The 19,525-nt window shown below is 48.6% G+C and carries 16 protein-coding genes; 4 read left to right on the top strand and 12 right to left on the bottom strand.

Annotated elements, in window-relative coordinates; genetic code table 11:
- Window positions 1-113 precede the first annotated feature (113 nt).
- The 10 genes from ACFS25_RS03710 to ACFS25_RS03665 all read right to left on the bottom strand — a co-directional run bounded on the left by ACFS25_RS03710 (window position 114) and on the right by ACFS25_RS03665 (window position 11,488).
- Complete coding sequence (locus ACFS25_RS03710) at window positions 114-686, bottom strand: carboxymuconolactone decarboxylase family protein (protein WP_381497056.1); 573 nt, start codon at window positions 684-686, stop codon at window positions 114-116.
- A 53-nt stretch (window positions 687-739) separates the two neighbouring features.
- Window positions 740-2,143 (bottom strand): vanadium-dependent haloperoxidase, encoded by a 1,404-nt coding sequence (locus ACFS25_RS03705; RefSeq protein WP_381497055.1) that lies wholly within the window; start codon window positions 2,141-2,143, stop codon window positions 740-742.
- Between the two features lie 365 nt (window positions 2,144-2,508).
- Window positions 2,509-3,072: a carboxymuconolactone decarboxylase family protein gene (locus ACFS25_RS03700; RefSeq protein WP_381497054.1), complete on the bottom strand. Its 564-nt coding sequence runs from the start codon at window positions 3,070-3,072 to the stop codon at window positions 2,509-2,511.
- Window positions 3,073-3,156: 84 nt separating this feature from the next.
- A complete protein-coding gene (locus tag ACFS25_RS03695) occupies window positions 3,157-3,846 on the bottom strand; it encodes a hypothetical protein (RefSeq protein ID WP_381497053.1) in 690 nt (229 codons plus the stop codon).
- A 209-nt stretch (window positions 3,847-4,055) separates the two neighbouring features.
- The gene (locus ACFS25_RS03690) at window positions 4,056-4,616 is read right to left on the bottom strand and encodes a carboxymuconolactone decarboxylase family protein (protein WP_381497052.1); all 561 of its coding nucleotides are present in this window, start codon (window positions 4,614-4,616) and stop codon (window positions 4,056-4,058) included.
- A gap of 13 nt (window positions 4,617-4,629) precedes the next feature.
- Window positions 4,630-6,177: a phosphatase PAP2 family protein gene (locus ACFS25_RS03685; protein WP_381497051.1), complete on the bottom strand. Its 1,548-nt coding sequence runs from the start codon at window positions 6,175-6,177 to the stop codon at window positions 4,630-4,632.
- 13 nt (window positions 6,178-6,190) lie between these two features.
- The gene (locus tag ACFS25_RS03680) at window positions 6,191-7,087 is read right to left on the bottom strand and encodes a hypothetical protein (protein ID WP_381497050.1); all 897 of its coding nucleotides are present in this window, start codon (window positions 7,085-7,087) and stop codon (window positions 6,191-6,193) included.
- A gap of 32 nt (window positions 7,088-7,119) precedes the next feature.
- Window positions 7,120-9,336, bottom strand: coding sequence for a TonB-dependent receptor family protein (locus ACFS25_RS03675; protein ID WP_381497049.1), 2,217 nt, complete (start codon window positions 9,334-9,336; stop codon window positions 7,120-7,122).
- 60 nt (window positions 9,337-9,396) lie between these two features.
- A complete protein-coding gene (locus ACFS25_RS03670; protein ID WP_381497048.1) occupies window positions 9,397-10,512 on the bottom strand; it encodes a hypothetical protein in 1,116 nt (371 codons plus the stop codon).
- Window positions 10,513-10,951: 439 nt separating this feature from the next.
- Window positions 10,952-11,488 carry a hypothetical protein gene (locus ACFS25_RS03665; protein WP_381497047.1) on the bottom strand — a complete coding sequence of 179 codons (537 nt, stop codon included), beginning with the start codon at window positions 11,486-11,488 and terminating at the stop codon, window positions 10,952-10,954.
- A 162-nt stretch (window positions 11,489-11,650) separates the two neighbouring features.
- On the opposite strand from ACFS25_RS03665, the gene moaA reads away from it, so the two are divergent.
- The gene (moaA, locus tag ACFS25_RS03660) at window positions 11,651-12,631 is read left to right on the top strand and encodes a GTP 3',8-cyclase MoaA (protein WP_381497046.1); all 981 of its coding nucleotides are present in this window, start codon (window positions 11,651-11,653) and stop codon (window positions 12,629-12,631) included.
- A gap of 61 nt (window positions 12,632-12,692) precedes the next feature.
- On the opposite strand, the gene ACFS25_RS03655 is transcribed toward moaA, so the two are convergent.
- Both ACFS25_RS03655 and ACFS25_RS03650 read right to left on the bottom strand, forming a co-directional pair.
- Entirely contained in the window at window positions 12,693-13,649 is a 957-nt protein-coding gene (locus tag ACFS25_RS03655; RefSeq protein WP_381497045.1) for an ABC transporter substrate-binding protein, read from the bottom strand.
- 233 nt (window positions 13,650-13,882) lie between these two features.
- Entirely contained in the window at window positions 13,883-14,653 is a 771-nt protein-coding gene (locus ACFS25_RS03650; protein ID WP_381497044.1) for an NUDIX hydrolase, read from the bottom strand.
- An 86-nt stretch (window positions 14,654-14,739) separates the two neighbouring features.
- Between ACFS25_RS03650 and ACFS25_RS03645 the strand changes: the two genes are divergently transcribed.
- The 3 genes from ACFS25_RS03645 to ACFS25_RS03635 are packed head-to-tail and all read left to right on the top strand — an operon-like array spanning window position 14,740 to window position 19,491.
- On the top strand, window positions 14,740-17,544 hold the full coding sequence (locus ACFS25_RS03645) for a PQQ-dependent sugar dehydrogenase (protein WP_381497043.1): 2,805 nt from the start codon (window positions 14,740-14,742) through the stop codon (window positions 17,542-17,544).
- A gap of 58 nt (window positions 17,545-17,602) precedes the next feature.
- The gene (locus ACFS25_RS03640) at window positions 17,603-18,628 is read left to right on the top strand and encodes a sugar phosphate isomerase/epimerase family protein (protein ID WP_381497042.1); all 1,026 of its coding nucleotides are present in this window, start codon (window positions 17,603-17,605) and stop codon (window positions 18,626-18,628) included.
- A gap of 20 nt (window positions 18,629-18,648) precedes the next feature.
- Window positions 18,649-19,491 carry a ThuA domain-containing protein gene (locus ACFS25_RS03635; RefSeq protein ID WP_381497041.1) on the top strand — a complete coding sequence of 281 codons (843 nt, stop codon included), beginning with the start codon at window positions 18,649-18,651 and terminating at the stop codon, window positions 19,489-19,491.
- Window positions 19,492-19,525: the final 34 nt, after the last annotated feature.

Here is a 19,525-nt window from a genome sequence, read left to right as displayed (position 1 = left end):
TAATCCAATGATAGATTTCTAGATTTTATTATGGAAATAGCCATTTGATTCGCTTATCCATAAAAAAGCCGGGTTTTGAGGCCCGGCGATATGGTTTACGACATCTCCTTTTCTCATTTCGGCATGTAATGATCTTCGTGTGTGTAGCCATATTCAGCTACTTTTTGAGCCCGATATCGATAAAGGGACGCATCTTCGGGTGCCCATGTTGCCAGTCCGTCTACATACCGGTTGAACATACAAAAGGCAGCTGCAATTAACACCGTATCGTGAATGTCGTGATCGGTAGCGCCTTCGGCGCGGGCCGCTTCAACCTGCGCGGGTGTGACAGATTTGCCTCCCTGCTGAACACTACCGGCAATCGTCAGCAGTGTTTTTACTTTCGGTGAAATAGCCGCTTCCTGATAATCACGTTTTACCGAGTTGACTAATTCCCAATTGTCGTCTCCGAGGTGATGGCTGGCAATAGCACCGTGAATGGTCTGACAAAAAAAGCAGTCGTTCAGCGACGACACATAGGTGGCAATTAATTCGCGTTCGCCTTCGGTCAAACCTGACTCCGGCAGACGCGCATTAGACCTTAACAATACATTAACCAGATCGTTGAGGGGGCGGGCTGTTTCGGGACTGAAAGCCATTGGCCCACGAATGCCGGGCAATCCGGCAGGTAGTTCGATATGTGGCACAGTTTTGATTTGTTTAGTTATAGATTAATGTTTTTCTTAACAAAGCGTCACCATTACTTCTCCCAGGGTAAAAGATTCACTTTACGCCCAATTGCGTAGCCCATGCGTAAGCCTTCTTCACAATCCATGCGATAATGTACCCCCAGAACAACCCGCGAATAGGCATTCTCTTGAGCCATTTCGTAAAAACTATTAAAACTTCGGGGTGCACCGTTGAACTCGGTTCGTCCTTCGTGGCAGTGATCGGTCATGGCGAAGCTGGACCCATAAATATTTGTCAGAACTTCAGCCGCCACAGCGCCAAAACACGAATGCCCGGATGGATAGGATGGAAAAGGGGGCGTAATTCCTTCCATAATACTAATCGGATTATTCAGGTGAGTCTGCCAGGTTGGGTCAATCGTCCGTCGAATATAGGTAATGGGCCGTTCGATATTATAGACATATTTGGAACTCCAGCACGCTACACCAATATCGCTCAGGCCGATTCCCAGTTTCGCATAGGTGTACACCGCTTTATCCAGGGCTGCTTTTTCCTGCCGGACGACCTGTTGCGAAATGGCCAGCCAACGGCCCGCCGGTTCAAAAGTCAGTTTGTAAATATCATCGCTCCAAAACTCACCAATCCACTTCTGCTCTTTCGACAACGGAGTTGTGGCTGTATATATTTCTAATCCCTGAGCAAACAGGACAGATTTCACGCTGGTGCTGTAATCGAGGGGAGATTTTGCCAATTTATCGGCTTCATTCGCAACAAACGTCCTGACCTTACCCCAATAGGGCAATAGTGCCCGGCTGTAGTCGGGAGATGTGGGTTGCCACTTACCAACGCCCGTTGGCGGCACGTAATCAGCCGGTTGGTTACGCAGATAAGCCCCATCTCCGGCGACATCCGTTTTAGCGTAGGCCAGCACAGCTACTGCTATTTCTTGCCCGAATTTTTTAGACCGGTCCAGTTCATCGGTGGAACCAGTTACAGGAATCAGTTTCTTATGCAACGTCTCAATCTTGGCTTTGTCGGCATCGACAACCTGCGGAAAAAAGCCTTTCATCATGAGATAATAGGTCTCATTTACAGCCACATCCCACCGATATGACTTACCTGATTCGACAGTTGGCACCGCTAAACCCGTAAATTTATATGCCACCGATTTGTACTTTATTGAGCCAGGCACAACGGTTTCATAAGCGGCTAGGCCAATATAACCCAACGTTCGGGCTGCAACCGGCGGTCTATAACCCGGTGCATAGCGTTCGACATCCAGAAACAAATCCATCCATTGAAGAGCTACCGAGGCATCTATTATGGCTGCGGTTGGCGTTGGAGCCACAGTCTCTTTCGCTGATTGACAAGCAGCCAGTATGCCAAAAAAAACGACAAATAATGTATAGCGAATGCCGCGCCCAAGCCTACAGGTATTAATTTTCCATTTTGAATAATGGGTGCTGAACTTCATGGCTGGCTGTATATAGTGTGCAGTGTAAGCAAGACAGTAAATGCTCGTTGGCATACCATTACTTACACTACGGGTTAATAGGGTTAGCGAAGAACACATCTTCGCCCTCAGAACAAAGGCAACACTAATAGACTCCTGTAATCATTTTGATTATCAGGCCGTCGGGGCAGTGATATGAGAATAAGCAATTACTAATTCTCGCTAGCACTCCACTTAGTCTTAGTATACACTTTGTTCTTTTTTGTTAGCAACAATAGTGCCCCAGCTACAAAGTAGCCAGGGACTACATAACCAACCTATGATAAATGAGTAGTTGTGGATGATACTAGCAAGCGTCATCCACTATCTCTTATTGATGATATTCGTTAAGCCGTTTGCGGCTCATTGATATAAACGTATCCTTTTGTTGCCAGCATTTCACCCATGTCAGCATACGTAGCCGGATCGGTGGGTGTGAGTGTTGCCAGCCCGTCTACATAGCGATTGTACATACAGAATGAAGCGGCAATCAATACCGTGTCATGAATGTCCCCGTCAGTTGCTCCCTTATCGTGGGCCGCTGCCACTAAATCAACTGAAACGGTACGAGCGTCGGCCTGAACATGATCGGCAATGGCTAATAAGGCTTTTAATTTCGCTGAAATCGGGGCTGCACTGGTATCATCTAAAGTCTGATCAACTACCTCGCGCTGGTCGGCGTAGAGGTAGCGGGCTGCGGCTGCATGGCTGTTCATACAGAAATCGGTTCGGTTCTGCTTCGATACGAAGGCCGCAATCAGTTCGCGCTCAGCATTGATGAGTGTGCTATCGGGCGACCCGGCACGAAGCAGAGCCTGAGCCAGCGCATAAAGCGGTTGACCCGTATCGGGCCGGTACATAGCAAGACTCCGAATACCCGGAATACCCTCTGGAAGTGTAATATGAGCCATAATTAATGAGTGTTAAATCTTGAAAATCATTTACTTTCTCAAACTGACCCTTTCAGGATCAATGTTTACAGAGAATTTGACTGCTTATTTTTTGAACCAAACAGCACCAAACGCGACCATGAAAGCCGCAGAGAATACGAGCAACGCATTTCCGATTCCACCTAACGCGATTGTTAAGGCACCAACAAAAAGCACGGTTGTGGCCGTAAATAACCGCCCAACATTGAAACAGAATCCGGTGGCGGTAGCTCGGATTGAGGCAGGAAACAAGGTTGGCACGTAAAACCCATTGACCGAAAAGCGATTACAACCCGTATAATTAGCTGTTCCCTTGGCAAAGTTATAAGAATAAATAGCCTCCAGTTTTGGGGTAATGCGGTAGTGAACAGCTCCGTTCAGTTTCAGGCTATAGACAGTATAATCAGTCAGGTCTTTTTCTAAATAGTCCATACGGGATACCTTGCCGATACCGGTAATGGTCCGGTTCACCTCATCCCCATAGACATTCAAGCCGTTATAGGCGGGGTTGCTAAGTCCCTCCTTTTCGGGCAATGTCGTTGCATCCACGTCTGTATAGTCGGTGGCGAACCAGTCGAGTCCTTTCATATAGGAAGCGACCAATTTTACGGCCAACCGATTGCTAAACGCTTTGGCATAACGCAGTCCATAGTCCTGATAAATAGCCGCTCCCGTATTCGAATCGTTGACATGATTTACCCCTACTTTCGTCTGTACACTAAGTCCCTGATACCGAAATGGGTCTTTACTGGTCATAAGTAAGGCACCATCGTCAGTGTGGCAATGATTTGTCTTGTTTTCATGTCTGTTTCGTTAAAAAAGAGCAAACGGTGGGTGGGCCGACCGAAAATGTGAGTTTTCGGTCGGAGAAATAAAAGCCAGTAAATAGGGTAATCGATTTGTTTTTAAGTGAGCCGTTCAGCTAGTATGCCTCACAACGGGTGAGTTAAGCTTCTGATAACCAGTTAATGCGTTTGTAGTTGATACCCGCCCGGCGGTCGAACGTAGCCCCGGCTGGTTATTCGTTCGCCAAGCATCTGGTAGTAAGCCGGATCGGTGGGCGTTAAGCTTGCCAATCCATCCACATACTTGTTATACAAGCAAAAGAGGGCCGTAATTAGTACCGTGTCATGAATCTCACGGCCGGTGGCACCTGCTTCACGAGCTCGGTCAACGGCTTCGGGTGTAACCTCCTTACCGTTCTTCTGCGTGAGAGCCGCAATGTGAAGCAGCGCCTTCATTTTTTCGCTTACCGGAGCCGTTTCGATATCCTGTTTCACGGCGCGGGCTATTTCGTCGTCGCCCAGCAGTAAGTCAGCGGCTTTGGAATGGGCTGCTTCGCAAAAAACCGTGCCGTTACGAGACGATACCAAGGCAGCAATTAACTCGCGTTCACCCTGAGATAACGTTGATTCACCACGCAGCAAAATCTGCGTGAGTTCACGGATCGGCTGGGCTGTATCCAACCGATATTCGAGCAGACCAGTAATACCCGGTAGTTGTTCTGGTAAGGGAATATGTGGCATAGTTGACAGTAGATTACAATCCTGACCCATCTGCTTTGCCTCGGGCTACGGCGTAGGAACCTATTTTTTTACCGTGTGCCAAACCATCATTCGCGTCGAATCGATAATGAATCAGGCCATATACCCGCGACAGGGAGGCTTCTGTCGCTTCTGCATCAAAATCCTGCGCTTTATCAGGAAAAATCGAACTTAACACGGTAGCAGCGGCTGCCGAAAAGGTTGAGTGACCGGATGGATAGGACGGGAAATTAGGCAACCCAACCGATGTTTTTACCCCAAACTGTTGCGGACGCGGAAAGTAATAATAGTACTTGGCATCCCAGCAACCAATACCGGCATCCATCAGAGCTGTTCCCACCAGCGCCAGTGTTCGGGCCGTTCTGACTTCGCTATATTGGGCATCGTGGGCAGCATTGGCAGCCGTGCGGTGCCAGTGACCAGGAGGAGTGTAGCTACCCGCCCCATCAGACCAGTAGTTGGCAATGCGGGCCTGGTCGCGCGTTTGACTTTTATTGATTTGCCGAAGTTCCGCTATATCCGTTTGGTAATCAGCCGTATTGAGCGCCGGTGGCGGACTTGGCCGCAGTTGAGCCACGGTTGCTTTGTCGAAATTCCAGGGCATTACCGCCCCATAATTTGGCAGCATGGGTGGGCGCAACGGACTTTCCTGACTCACCCAGACTTCAGCAAGTCCACGATCTTTAGCGGCTTGAATCATCCCCGCCGTGAGAGCCTGATTATTAGCCGCACTCATGCCATCCGTTTTGGCCCGGCTCATGACCTTTGCCGCCACAGCACTACCAAGTGCCGCACCAGCCGCCAGGTCGCTCTCTACATTCATGCCCGCCCACAAACGACTGTTGCGGTGTTCGGCCAGTTTAGCATCCAGATATGGCACTTCACCGGGAAACATTGCTTTTAAAATAACAGCGGAAGCAGCCGCAACGACCGCATCCTCCGATGGATACGACGGGAGCGATGATACGGGCAGCAGGGATTTGAGCGTAGCATCTGTCTTGGCAGGCGCAACCCGATTGTAAAGATATTTATAATACCAGGTCGATACCAAGGCGTCATATTGCGCTACGCTCAGATAAGACAGGGCACGAGACGCGTAAGGAGGATTGGCAAATGGAAACTTAGGGTCGGCCAGTGGATTAGCCGCGTCTGGAACCGGGTATTTACCATCGGCATTTGACGCAGGCGGAATATTATAGCGAGCGCATAACTCACGGGCAATTTCATTCCAGCGGTATACCGCTCCGCCCCCCCAATACGTGACGGCATCCTGCTGGTCACTAGTGAGGTTCGTTGCTTTCTGTTTCAAACTGGCAACTTCGGCCTGATAATCTGATGAACTAATCGTAGCGGGTACGGCCACACTTACCTCGGTAGGCGATGTCAATACGTAGGTTTTCCAGGCTCCGGCTTTCTCGTCCACGTTGGTGGGTGCGTAAGCCGATAGCTGAAGTTCATCAATTGTTTTACTGCACGAAATAAGCGCAGCTGATAAGCTAATGATGGCCGCGCTGATCGCGAAAAGGTGACTATATTTTTTCATGACAGGTACGGACTTATTTCTTAAAACTGATTTGATATAACAGACCCACCATATAACTGGTGCTCTGACCCATGTTTAACCCATCGACTACATAGCCGACACGGGCATTGAGGCCGATGTTGTGGGGCTGCACTTTACCGTACCAACCCACCGATGTAGCCTGCATGTTGTTGGTTGGAAAAGGCATATCATTCCGGCGAATATTGTCACCATTTAAGCAGGATGTGCGCTCGGCCCACACTTCGGTTTGCCACCCCCGACGCAGTACACCCAATCGGAGAGCCGCGTCGTATGTATTCGGCACCGGCACCTGATTGACGTTGTAGACTTTGTCGTTGGCCTGATAGACATCCTGATCTATTTTGCTATTACTGCGCCAGCCGTAGCTGCCATGTGCCGTTACATAAAGGCCCGTTCTGGGTTCTCTGTAGTTGACCAGCAACCGCCCAGTAAATGTGCGGCACTGCAAACCAATAGACATCGGTAAGAAATTTGGCACGTAACTCCCCAATGGAATTGACCCGCCCACAATCGCATTGAGTGAAAAACCTCCAACCTGAACGGCTTTCACTTTCAGCCAGGCCGATAGATCCTGAACACCATGCTGACCCATCAGATTGCCCGCGCTGGTACTGGTCCAGACATAAGGCAGACTCAGAATAACGTTCACTCGTTTGCTAATCCCGATAGCAGGCATCAGTGTAACGCTCTGCGTGGTCTGCGTACCGATATTGAAATTTTCTCGTTTGAGCGTATTCTCCCAGTATTGACTCCAGGAACTAGACCCGTACATACCAGCAATACATACCTGCTTTTTTCCCATGTAAATTGCATCATGAGGCATCTGTGCCTGAGCCGCCAACGGCGTCAGCAAGGATGCGATAATCAGACAGTTTAGACTTGTTTTCATAGGTTATTTGTTATTCTAATACGATGGAGTTTTTAAATAGTAAGGCCAACTGTCAACACGGCGCTGCGTCCATCAGAAGGCCACACGCCCGGTCCCGGATAGAATGTTGGGCGTTTGGTGAAATACTGGTGATTCAGCAGATTATTAATACTTCCCCGAACGGTGAATTGACGACCGATGCGCCATGTGCCGTTCAAATCCCACAAACTATAAGCTGGTACGGGACCAACTGCGCCATTAGCAGATGGATTGGCCGTATTCAGGGCATCGGAAAATGTTTGGGCAACATAACTGTATTGTACTGTCAGGCTGGCCGTTCCGTACCGGGCCGTCAATCCATTGCGACTTGTCCAGCGCGGAGCCGATTCCACCTGATTACCCGTGACCGTTCGGTTGTCGATGCCCGTTGAAACGCGGCCATTTATGTAACGGGCGTTGTTAAAGGCCGTTGATGTAAACGCACTGATCAAGACTTTTTTGGTTCGGAGCAATTGACCTTCGATGAGTGCTTCTACACCTGTGCTCCGGCTATCGCCAATATTCGTGCGAAAAATGTAGTTCGTTCCATCGGTGTTGGTCAATAAGAGCGTGCCTAATCGGTTGCGGTACAGCAGATCAAAGACTGTTATATTCAGGTGCAAGCCCCGCCACCGACCATCGAGACCAATTTCGGCGTTGTAGCCGTACGCATCTTTCAAATTCTTGTCGATACGTTCGTAGACCGACGTTGGAATAATGTCCTTAAAAACAACCGGACGATACGCCTGCGACCAGCCGCCGTAAACTTTAACCGCATCATTAACTTTATACTGCCCATTGATACCCAACAGCGCAAAATGGTGGCTGATGTCAGTAGGCAGATTGAGCGGGTCGTAATACGTAATGGTACCGCGCATCTCTGTTTTCCCATCTTCAATCCGAATACCGGGCGAAACCGTCAGACGATCAGTCAGGTGAAACTGATTTTCAACAAAGACCGCTAAGTTATTGGTCCGAAAATGCAAGTCACGCTTGAACGGGCTGGTCAGCGTCAGATCGAAGTCGCTGGCCGTTGTTCCCACACCAAGTTGCCGACGATGCAAATCTGTACTCATCAGCTGGATGCCGCCCGCAATCGTTGATTCTACATTACCCAGTTGGTAGTGGTGCAGCAACCGAACTTCTGTGGTGTAGCTATTGAAATTATCAACATCTACCTGCCGGGCTTTGTATTGCCCCGTAACCCGGTTGATGGTATCGGGAACTGTCGCAAAGGCATCAATCTGAACACTATTGCGGGATCCAAGTACAGCCGATGTCGTCCAGAGCAATCGTGTTCGATCTGAAAGTTGCCAATCCAGTTTCAGCGAGGGAACATAAATATCCGGGTTAAAGTAGTTCCGGCTTCGAGTCGACTGGCGCGGGTCCTGAGCAAACATCGCATCGGTCAGCGGGCCAGGAATCTGGTATGTGTAGGTTGAGCGGCCCAACTCTGCCGTTAGCCCCAATCGCTGCGTTGCCTGGAAATGCAGACTACCGAATTGAGCCTCAGCATTTGATACGCTATTTTTTCGGTATCCATCCGAATGACGACGGTGATAATAGGCATAGTAGGTCCATTTGCCAACACGGCCACCAATGGCGTTGTATGTACTCACCAGCCCATAAGAGCCAACTGAATTGATAGTCTCAAAACCGAACTTGCGGGTGCTGTCAGCCCGTTTGGTTACGTAATTCAACATACCGCCGAATTGCGCACCATATTGCAACGACGCCGTTCCCCGCACAAATTCGACCCGTTCAACGCTTTCCATTGGGGGCGAATAGTGACTGGCCGGATAGCCATACATATCTGAATTGGTGATAACCCCGTTCTGCCGGATGTTATTTTCCCACGACCGGTGCGGATCAAGGCCCCTTGTGGCTATGTTAATCTGATTGCCAGTGCCATCCATATCATACACAAATACGCCAGGAATTCGGGCAAAAATCTGCCGGGGCGTTTTCTCGGCAACGTTGGCATCAATGTCCGACAAACGGATTACCTCACTACGTTTTCCACTCATCAGATAGGTTCCATGTACATCAGGAAGCGACTCAACAACGGTTGGCCGTACACCTTTTACGGTAATCTGGCTTAGCGTGCGGGTAGGTAATGAATCGACTCCCTGTTTTTGTTTAGAACGTTCCGGACCAGTCGCTTGCGCGAATAAGCAGCCTGATACCAGACACAGGCCAATGATCCAACTCGTTACGTTTATGTTTTCCATTAAAAGGTTGTAGTAGTAAAAATGGTACGAAGGCAATCACCTTCGTACCGGCAAATCAGGTTAAAACCAACGAGACACATTGATCGAAACCAGGTAATCGGCGAAAGCTGCATCACCATGTTTCAGCCCCAGCGGGTCAAGCCGGTCGGCATAACTGGTAATACGATTGCGGTAAACAGCAATGGGAACGGTTGCCGCTACTGACGTTTTATGGCGCATATAGGATAGGCCCGGCTCGACTGACACGATATAGCCGGGACGACGGAAACCCGAACTTCCACCAAAGGCATCAATAGCGGGTACGCCCTCAACACGACCGCCCAGCATGACTGCCAAACCCGGAATAGCCTTAATAGATTGGCTCAAGCCAACACGCGCGGCAAACTGATCAGCCACCGAGAAGGTCCCTGTTACTAAATCAACCGTTGTGGATTCGGGGTTGCGTACGGTGCTGTTCGTTTCGCGCGGATTGAACAAATAAAATCCGTTGGCATAGGCTGTTAGTGTTTTTGTAATCTGTGCATAGCCCTGAAGTTCAACGCTTACACCTACACCCCCATCACCCAGCTGAATAGATTGATCAACGGGCTTATTGATGGTGTAATCCACACCTTCTTTCGTCAGTTTATGGAAATTGTCGGTTGCGCCGTAATTCCCCGTTGGCAGTTTGACACCTAATCCCACCGACAAATTAGCTTTAGGTAGTTTGAATGGATTAACAAGCCAGTAACTGCCCGAAATACGCAAGTCGCCAATGCCCTGCGAGTTGGTATGAAAACGTTTTTGTTCGGGGTTCTGCGCGATAGCATTACCATAATGTTCGTAGAGCGACGAGCGGTCGTTGTACTGAATCGGCAGATTTACCGAGAACGATAGCCGCTGATTTACCAGGTGAGTAATACCCAAATCAATGGCGTGCGATACATTAATAACCTGCGTACCCTGCTCAACACGCTGTTTCTGTTCTGCATCGCCCACAAAATGTTTATACGATCGAAAGAAGCGATAACCAGCCGATACCTGCCAATGGCCCGTACGCTGTTTAAAATAATCGGCTGAACCCACCGGAGCCGCAGAGCTCATGTGCCGAACAGCCACGCAACCCTGCGCTAACGTTAACGCAGTAGAAAGTAACACGCAGGCAAAAGCCAATACGGTAGTAAAAATTGATTTCATTCTTGAAGAATATCTGAGAAAATGGATACGAAATGCCGCACAATTAGGCTGAATAGAACGATAACCCTACTCTTTGACGAGACGGATTAACGAGGCTTAGCCAAGAATTTTGCAGGTAAATGGACTGTAGAAAATACAGTCTACGGACAGTCGGCGCGGAGCGATACAGCGACGGAAACTAATTCATACTACCCCACTTACTCTAGTTTGCTAACTACACTCTACGTAAGTGGCAGAAAACCGTCCGATTACGTAACCACCAGGGTCTTCACAGGATACGGAGGTATCTTGTCTTGTGAAAACAGGGAACGCCAATACGGAATACAGTAGTCTACGTCAGCCATTAACAGAAGCCGATTAGAGCACCTATCATGGTTAATCAGGAAAGCATGAATAAATTAATTCGCCAGAACGCATCGCAAAGCGACCGTAACGTACCTCAGATTTCAGGAGGGGGCGAATGAACGGGCAGGGCGCGGGCCGCAAACACAAACAGTGCGTTGGGAATGCGAATAGCCTCGCGCCAGTTGGGAGGGAGAAAATCAAAAATGGCCCGCGGATTGGACGAGTACTCTTTTAGCAGGAATTTCAGAAATTTATTGGCCTTATGCGAGTCAGTTGTGCCGGTGATGTGATCATCCAGAAACGACAACAGGTCACTTTGCCAGAACGAGCGATTCTCTGACTGTAAGCCAGCAATATTCAGCGTATCACCCCGGACTTCCAGGCTTACAACACTATAGTACTGGCCCCGGTAGCTGAAGCCGTCCGATGTGGAACGGGTAATAGCATTGGCATCAGGCTTACCTTTCAGCGGAATCTGAAACTCAACCATACTATCCACCGACCGATACACTAAAAGCCGTTCCGACAAGTCATGCTCAGCCTGCCACCACATACTCACAAACGCCAGCACATAAGCCAGTGTGTGGTACAGGAACAAGCTAAAGAGACCGATGGAAACAGCTTTTTTCACAGATGCCGCTAAAATGTTTTCGCCAAAAATAATACTAATTATTGAACAAATCACAAAAACATAGGTTTTCCCAACTTTTGCCAATTAATTAGTTGAACCGATTCGTATCTATCTGTCCTCTTTGTAATCAAAAGCCATAGTTTTTGGTTAGTCTAATACTACATGATTTACGACAATCACAACCGCCCTATTACTTATCTTCGGCTGGCTGTAACAGACCGTTGCAACCTGAGATGCTTTTACTGCATGCCCGAAGAAGGTATCAAGTATCTGCCAAAACATCAGGTATTAACCTATGAGGAAATGGCGCGATTGGTACGCGTACTGGCTCGGTTAGGGGTGCAAAAAGTGCGTATTACGGGTGGGGAGCCATTCGTGCGGTCAGGTCTGATGGATTTTTTACACGAGTTGGCAGATATTGACGGCCTCAACGATATCTCGTTGACAACCAATGGCGTGTTGACAACACCGCACGTTCCAGCACTGGCCGCGCTTGGCGTTAAGTCCGTAAATTTGAGTCTGGATACGCTTGATCGGGAGCGTTTCCGGAAAATTACCCGTCGTGATGAATTACCTGCCGTCTTGAAAACCCTCGACGCGCTGCTATCAGCCGGGATTCAGACTAAAATCAATGCAGTCGTAATGGACGGTCAGAATATCCAGGATTTGATTCCATTGGCCGACATGGCCCGTACGTTACCTGTTGATGTGCGGTTTATTGAAGAAATGCCATTTAACGGAGAGGGAAGCCATTATCCCGTTCTTTACTGGACACACCAACGTATTGTTGATGAGATTCGGGCGCATTTCCCCGATTTGCAAAAATTACCAGATTCACCTTTTTCTACTTCGGCCAGCTATCAGATTCCTGGTCATCAGGGAACAATTGGTGTTATTGCCGCTTTCAGCCGGACATTTTGCGGTACCTGCAACCGTATTCGCCTAACAGCGCAGGGCACCCTTAAAACCTGCCTGTACGATAATGGCGTTCTCGATGTTCGGGCCTTGCTGCGCAGTGGCGCATCAGACGACGAGTTGACGGCGGCTTTCCTACAAGCTTTTTCTCACCGCCCAGCCAACGGATTTGAGGCTGAACAACAGCGGGATACCGTCACCGAATCAATGGCTACAATTGGCGGCTAATTGATCCGGTGACGGTCCAGATTGCACTAAATGACGTTCTGAATTGCGGTTGAGAAACTCGTTAACGCATCATAGCGGGCACGCCTTCCAAATACTTATTCGTGAATAGGACATCAGCATCCATTCGCTGAATCAGTTCGCCGGTGGGGTCGGTGAGCAGGTGGTTGCGAATCATCCAGTTAATAAACGATACCCAAACGTTCCGATGCATAAAACCCCAGTTCCCTTCGCCATCCAGGTAATAGCCCGAAACCATTTGCTGACTTTGCTCTACAAAATTCCGCTTGGTCAGCGTTGGGTGATTAGCCGTTTTTATTAACAGCCGGGTGGCCTCATCAGGGTTTTTCATGGCAAATCGATAAGCGATTGCTGTCACCTCCAGAAACCGTCGTAAAGCGTCGCCATTTTGTTCAATCCAATTACTATGGGCTGTAAGCACGGGATTGTAGCCATACGGAATTTCGTACTCATCGAACAAAAACTGATTCAGATCGACGCCCTGAATATCTGCCAGAACGCCCTCCCAGGTTAGCCAGCACCAGGCCGCATCGACTTCACGGGTCATCAACGCACGCCAAATGCCTGACCAGCCCAATTTATGGGATATATATTGTCCACGGCCATCGTCGTTCTGAATCAGTTGACGAATAATATCATCTTCATACCGAGCTCCGTATGAAGCGTATACTTTCCCGTCCAAATCCTTCGGCCTGTCGATACCACTTTCTTTCAGCGTGACGATAGCACTGGTATCTCGGGCTAAAACGGTGGCTACCGCAATTAAGTCAACACCGTTGGTCTGATAGCTAATAACGCTTTCGGAGGGTGTAATAGCCAGCTCGGCACTTCCCTGCACAACACGCCGGGCGGGGGCTATCTGGTAGTTATCCTGATCGGGAGATATAAATTCTACGTCAATGCCGACCTGCTTATACGCTCCTTTAGCAAGAGCGACATAGAATCCTGTATGGTTGGTGTTTGGTGTCCGGTCGAGGGCTAAACGAATTCGAGTGTTCATACTGTGTGGTACTATTATGGCTTCTTTACGGGCCAGATCAAAAAACTAAACGGTAATTCAAGTAGCGGGGAAACAAGCTTAATTGACTAAAAATACTGGGTTGATTTACTTATAAATGCCTCTACTTGCCCAGATACCACTGCGCTGCGCCACTAGTTAACAAGCCAACCGATGTAAGGTTTTCTAAAACGTTCGGGCATAATTAATAACAAAAAAATGAGCAAGTAAAATCGCTATCCTACAAATAATATTTCATCGCTTAATGCCTTTTCATACTTCTCTTTATTAAACCGATACAGGTACGGTGCCTTATGTGCTCCACCAATTTTTCGTTCTTCCAGCCGCTCCAGAATACCATAACCAAGCATTCGCTTCTGAAAATTGCGCCGGTCAAGCGTCTGACCCAGAATAGTTTCGTAAAGCTGTTGCAGATCAGGCATCGTGAACTTGTCGGGCAACAACGTATAACCAATAGGCTGATAACTAAGTTGCCTGCGCAATGTCTTTAAAGCCAACGTAATCATATCGTTATGGTCGAACAGAAGGAGCGGAATCTGGTCAATATCCCACCAGCGGCACTCTTCCGTAAAAAAATCGGGGGTGGGCGTTACTCCGGCAAATTCAACCAGGGCATAATAGCCTACCGACACATCCCGACTTATTATTTCCATACCTACCTCAATAGGTAAACCCAGCTTTGTTAACGTTTCCTGGACGCTGAAATTTTTATAGCGTATCACATCACCGAACGTGTGGAACTGTTGCAGGAAGATCTCGCTTAAGCCGGTGCGTTTCTGTAAGCTTCGGTGGGCGGCAGCATCCAGATTCTCATTATGATAGACCCGACCACCAGGTAGGCACCAGTCGTTTGTTTCCTTCCAGCGCAGCAGCAGAACTTTCAACTGTCCATCGTGAAAACCGAATATGGTACAGTCTATTGACACATGCGGTAAATAGTTTTTTAAGTCGTCAATAAATCGTATGACCTCTTTTTTGTACTCCACCGTGGAAATGTAAAATTTTTTATAGTGTGTTTTTCATACACAATGGAAAATAATTGCTATCATTGTGTTGAAGCTACGCATTAAAAATGAAACTCAATTCCTTTCCATCAAAATCGTACAGAACGGTAACTGTGCTGTGCATAGGTGCCATTGGCCTTTGGGCATACTCAGCCAAACCACTAATTGACCCTGGTGACCTCCCCGATGAAAATCGGTTTGCGAAGACGGTATTAGCTGAAAAACTCAACGAGCCGCTCGAAATGGCTATTCTGCCCGATGAGCGCGTTCTGTTCGTTGAGCGTCATGGCGAGGTTCGTCTGTATTCGCCAACGACTAAACAACTGAAAACAATTGCCACCATTCCGGTTAGCACGAAATATAAAGACAAAGAAGGCGTCGAAACCGAGGCCGAAGATGGGCTGTTAGGCATTAATATTGACCCAGACTTCGAAAAAAACCACTGGATTTATCTGTACTACTCACCGGCTGGTGCCGACCCCAAAAATATTCTAACACGCTATGAGCTCCGTGGCGATGAACTGGTTGTTTCCTCGAAAAAAGTGCTGCTGGAAGTAGTGACGCAGCGCGAACAATGCTGCCATACCGGCGGCTCAATCGACTGGGATCGAAACGGTAATCTCTATCTCTCCACGGGAGACAATACCAGTCCCCGCGCCACCCTATACGCACCCATTGATGAACGTCCCGACCGTGGTCCCTGGGATGCTCAGAAATCGTCGGCGAATACGAACGACCTTCGGGGTAAAATCCTGCGCATCCACCCCGAAGCCGACGGGACGTACACCATTCCAGATGGCAACCTGTTCCCAAAAGGTACACCTAAAACACGTCCGGAAATTTACACGATGGGCCACCGTAACCCATACCGCATTGCGGTGGATAAGCATAATGGCTACGTATACTGGGGCGATGTTGGCCCCGACGCGGGTATTGATTCTGCCGGGGTTGGGCCTACTGCCGAAGACGAATACAATCAGGCAAAAAAACCGGGTTATTTTGGTTGGCCCTATTTTGTGGGTGAAAATAAAGCCTATAACGATCTGGATTTCACGACGGGTAAATCAGGGGCTAAGTTTGATCCGGCTCACCCGTTCAACGATTCACCCAATAACACGGGTTTGCACGACCTCCCTCCTGCCCAGCCTGCCCTGATTTCGTACACAGCGGCTGAGACCAAAAAATTCCCGCTCATGGGCACCGGCGGTCGTAGTGCTATGGCCGGACCAACATATTACAAAGACGATTTCAAAAATGCAAAGCGCCCTTTCCCAGATTATTATGACGGGAAGGTGTTTATGTATGAATGGATGCGCGACATGATTCTGGCCGTCAGTTTTGATGGTAAAGGTGATATGACCAAGATGGAGCGCTTCCTTCCCAACATGCCATTCAGCCATCCGATTGACATGGCATTCGGCCCAAATGGTGACCTGTATGTACTTGAGTACGGCACGGGCTGGTTCCTCAAAAACGACGACTCGCGCTTGGTGAAGATTGAATACAATGCCGGAAATCGCAAGCCTAGTGTGCGGGTTGCCGTATCGACAGACCGGGCCAACCAGAGTGCGGGTGCTGTTCCATTGAAGGTCAATTTATCTTCGGAAGGAACCAAAGATTTTGATGGCGACGCCCTGACTTATCAATGGAAAATTTTTAGCAAGCGGTCAGACGGGTCTGCGGGCAGCCAGCCAACGGTTTTGAACGAACCTAACCCAACGTTTACGTTTCAGAAGCCCGGTCAGTATAAAGCGATTTTGACCGTGACTGACGCTCACGGCCTTAAGGATTCCCGCGAGGTAGATATCATGGCGGGTAACCAGCCACCGCAGTTAGCCCTGGAGATAACGAAGGGTAACAAGAGTTTCTATTTCCCCGGCCAATCTATTGCCTATCAGGTTAAAGTAACTGACAAAGAAGATGGTAGCCTGGCAAATGGCCGTATTCCAGCGAAACAGGTATTGGTTCGGGCAACTTATCAGGACGAGGCAAACGCTCAGAACGTAAGCCAGGCGGGTCATAAATTTTCGGAAGCTACGTACTTATCAACCGGACAAACGCTTATGGAGAAAAGTGACTGCAAGGCGTGTCATTTTATGGATAAGAAATCGGTTGGTCCAGCCTTCGCTGAAGTAGCCAAACGATATAAAAGTGACGCCAATGCAGTAGCAAGTCTGTCGAACAAAATTATCAAGGGCGGTGGCGGTGCCTGGGGCGATGCCATCATGACGGCCCATCCGCAACTGGCTTTACCTGACGCAAGCGAGATAGTGAAGTACATTCTCACCTTGTCAGATAAGAAAGTAGCCAGCCCATCCATGCCGACGCAGGGCATGTATACGCCGAAAGAGAACGAAAAAAGTAATCTTGTTTTTCAGGCTTCTTACAAAGATAAAGGGGCCAATGGGCTACCCGCACAAGCAGCTGAACAAGTCTTGGTTCTGCGAAATCCACTGGTAGCTATGGGTACATCAACCAGCCAGTCGAAGGGAATCACACTGTTCAAAATGGGCACGCAGCCGTATCCGCTTGTTATAGTCATGGCCTCGGACACGTATGTAAAGTTCGATCACCTGGACCTGACGGGTATTAAGACGATGGAATTTGCCGTGGCCGTTCCTAAAGCACAACTCATTGCCGTTGGCGGACGTATCGAAGTGCGAATCGACTCGCCAACAGGGCCACTTCTTGGCCAGACCGAAGAGCTTCTGCCCAACGAAAGCAAAGACCCAGCTGATCTGTTTAAGCCCAACATGGCGAAAGTTGCCATTAAGCCTACAACTAGTCAACACGATCTATATTTTGTGTTCAAGAACGAGAAAGCCGGAAAATCTCCGCTATTCGTTCCTGTAACAGTGCAGTTTACCCAATAGCCTACCTCACCCTATCCCCTCTTCTGAAACCAGGAGAGGGGCTTTTCTCCATTGAACCATGACACAATCTCGTCGCAATTTTCTAAATCAACTGGGTCTGACAGCCGCCGGAATGGGTGTAGCATCGGCCTTGCCAAATAAACTTTTCGCCGAAATGACTGCGAAGAAATTCAACTTCGATATCTCGCTGGCAGAATTCTCATTTGCCGGAGAACTCATGTCGGGAAAAATGACAAACATGGAATTCCCGGCCAGAGCTAAAAACGATTTTGGCATTAACGTGCTCGAATACGTTTCTATGTTTTTCAACAATAAACATACCGATCAGGCTTACTTAAAAGAACTCAAGCAACGTTGCGATGATCTCGGCATGAAAAACAACCTGATCATGGTCGATGGGGCGAACATTGCCGATTTGGATTCAGCGAAACGCCAGCAAGCGGTAAACGCTCATCACGCCTGGGTCGATGCGGCAAAGTTTTTGGGTTGTAGTGCTATCCGGGTTAATCTGGGCGATAGCTCGAAAGCTATGTCGGGTGCCGATGACGACCCCGCCGACGAAGCCGCTAAAACCGCTGCGGATGGCTACCATAAACTGCTGGAATATGCAGCAAAATCAAACATGAATGTCATCATAGAAAACCACTTTGGTAATTCGACGAATATCGACTGGTTAGTGGGTGTTTTGAAGCAGGTCAACATGCCAAATGCAGGCTTACTACCCGACTTCGGCAATTTCTGCACCCAGCGCAGTAAGCCCGAAACTAATGATATCAAAGGCATTATGAGTACCAAGTGCATAAAGGAATATGACCGCTACGAGGGTGTGAAGAAAATGATGCCCTACGCCAAAGGTATCAGCGCCAAAACACACAAGTTCGACGCTAGTGGCAATGAAACGGAAACCGATTTCCGGCGAATGTTCAAAATCATTAAAGAGGCCGGGTTCAGCGGCTACGTGGGCATTGAATACGAAGGAGGAATTATAGGTATGTATAAACCAGATGGTGGATATTTACCTACTACGGAAGGCATTCGCACGACAAAAACACTGCTGGAACGTGTGAGAACGGAGCTTGCTTAACGTTAAAATCAACCGTAATCATGCTGCGTAAACTCCCGAAAATACTGTTGGGTCTGGTGTTATTTTTAGTCATTCTGGTGGGCGGATTCGTCGTGTTTGGAATGTATGTTACCCGTCAGCTACCCTGGCAAAAGCCGGTGTTCGATACGGTTCTTCCAGCCGATCCCGGTCAGGTTGGGGCCAAAGGCGTTCTAGTTTTCTCGAAGACTAACGGTTTCCGTCACGAATCGATAGAACCGGGCATCGAAGCGATTAAAAAAGTTGGCAGAGAAAAGGGCTGGGATGTCCGCACAAGCGAAAACGGCGCATTCTTCAACGACAACTACCTCAATCGTTTCAAAGTGGTGGTATTTATGTCTACCACGGGTGATATTCTGACTTCGGAACAGGAAAAAGCGTTTGAGAAATTCGTAGAAAACGGTGGTGGCTATGTGGGTATTCATGCCGCATCAGATACAGAATATAGTTGGGATTGGTATGACCACATGCTTGGCACCCACTTCCGCGACCACCCGCTGTATCCGGAGCACACACCCGAAGCCGAAATCATCACGGACACTCGGACGCACCCAACAACCAAACACCTGCCAGCTAAATGGCGGAAAGTTGACGAGTGGTATAATTTTAAACAGAGCGTACGCGGAAAAGACAGCATTCAGGTATTGTTGACCCTAAATGAAGCGTCTTACAAAGCAACCTGGCCCAAAGCAATGGGGGGCGACCACCCAATTTCGTGGACGAATATAATTGGCAAAGGCCGCGTGTTCTACACCGGCATGGGCCACACGAACGAAACCTTTACGGACAAATATGCTATGCCGCATATTGTGGCGGGTATCGAATGGGCAGGCCGATTTGACTAAAGTAGCCTAAGTTGTGAACAGAAACGCTCATTCC

Source organism: Spirosoma flavum, from assembly GCF_042686045.1.
In the GTDB taxonomy this organism is placed as follows: domain Bacteria; phylum Bacteroidota; class Bacteroidia; order Cytophagales; family Spirosomataceae; genus Spirosoma; species Spirosoma flavum.
Note: the sequence above shows the minus strand (reverse complement) of the source record. Positions and strands in the feature narration are given on the sequence as shown.

Bases quoted from the DNA above. Each gene is read 5' to 3' on its own strand.
- ACFS25_RS03705 (WP_381497055.1), bottom strand. From the start codon at position 2,143: ATGAAGTTCAGCACCCATTATTCAAAATGGAAAATTAATACCTGTAGG.
- ACFS25_RS03700 (WP_381497054.1), bottom strand. From the start codon at position 3,072: ATGGCTCATATTACACTTCCAGAGGGTATTCCGGGTATTCGGAGTCTT.
- ACFS25_RS03695 (WP_381497053.1), bottom strand. From the start codon at position 3,846: ATGACCAGTAAAGACCCATTTCGGTATCAGGGACTTAGTGTACAGACG.
- ACFS25_RS03690 (WP_381497052.1), bottom strand. From the start codon at position 4,616: ATGCCACATATTCCCTTACCAGAACAACTACCGGGTATTACTGGTCTG.
- ACFS25_RS03685 (WP_381497051.1), bottom strand. From the start codon at position 6,177: ATGAAAAAATATAGTCACCTTTTCGCGATCAGCGCGGCCATCATTAGC.
- ACFS25_RS03680 (WP_381497050.1), bottom strand. From the start codon at position 7,087: ATGAAAACAAGTCTAAACTGTCTGATTATCGCATCCTTGCTGACGCCG.
- ACFS25_RS03675 (WP_381497049.1), bottom strand. From the start codon at position 9,336: ATGGAAAACATAAACGTAACGAGTTGGATCATTGGCCTGTGTCTGGTA.
- ACFS25_RS03670 (WP_381497048.1), bottom strand. From the start codon at position 10,512: ATGAAATCAATTTTTACTACCGTATTGGCTTTTGCCTGCGTGTTACTT.
- moaA (WP_381497046.1), top strand. From the start codon at position 11,651: ATGATTTACGACAATCACAACCGCCCTATTACTTATCTTCGGCTGGCT.
- ACFS25_RS03655 (WP_381497045.1), bottom strand. From the start codon at position 13,649: ATGAACACTCGAATTCGTTTAGCCCTCGACCGGACACCAAACACCAAC.
- ACFS25_RS03645 (WP_381497043.1), top strand. From the start codon at position 14,740: ATGAAACTCAATTCCTTTCCATCAAAATCGTACAGAACGGTAACTGTG.
- ACFS25_RS03640 (WP_381497042.1), top strand. From the start codon at position 17,603: ATGACACAATCTCGTCGCAATTTTCTAAATCAACTGGGTCTGACAGCC.
- ACFS25_RS03635 (WP_381497041.1), top strand. From the start codon at position 18,649: ATGCTGCGTAAACTCCCGAAAATACTGTTGGGTCTGGTGTTATTTTTA.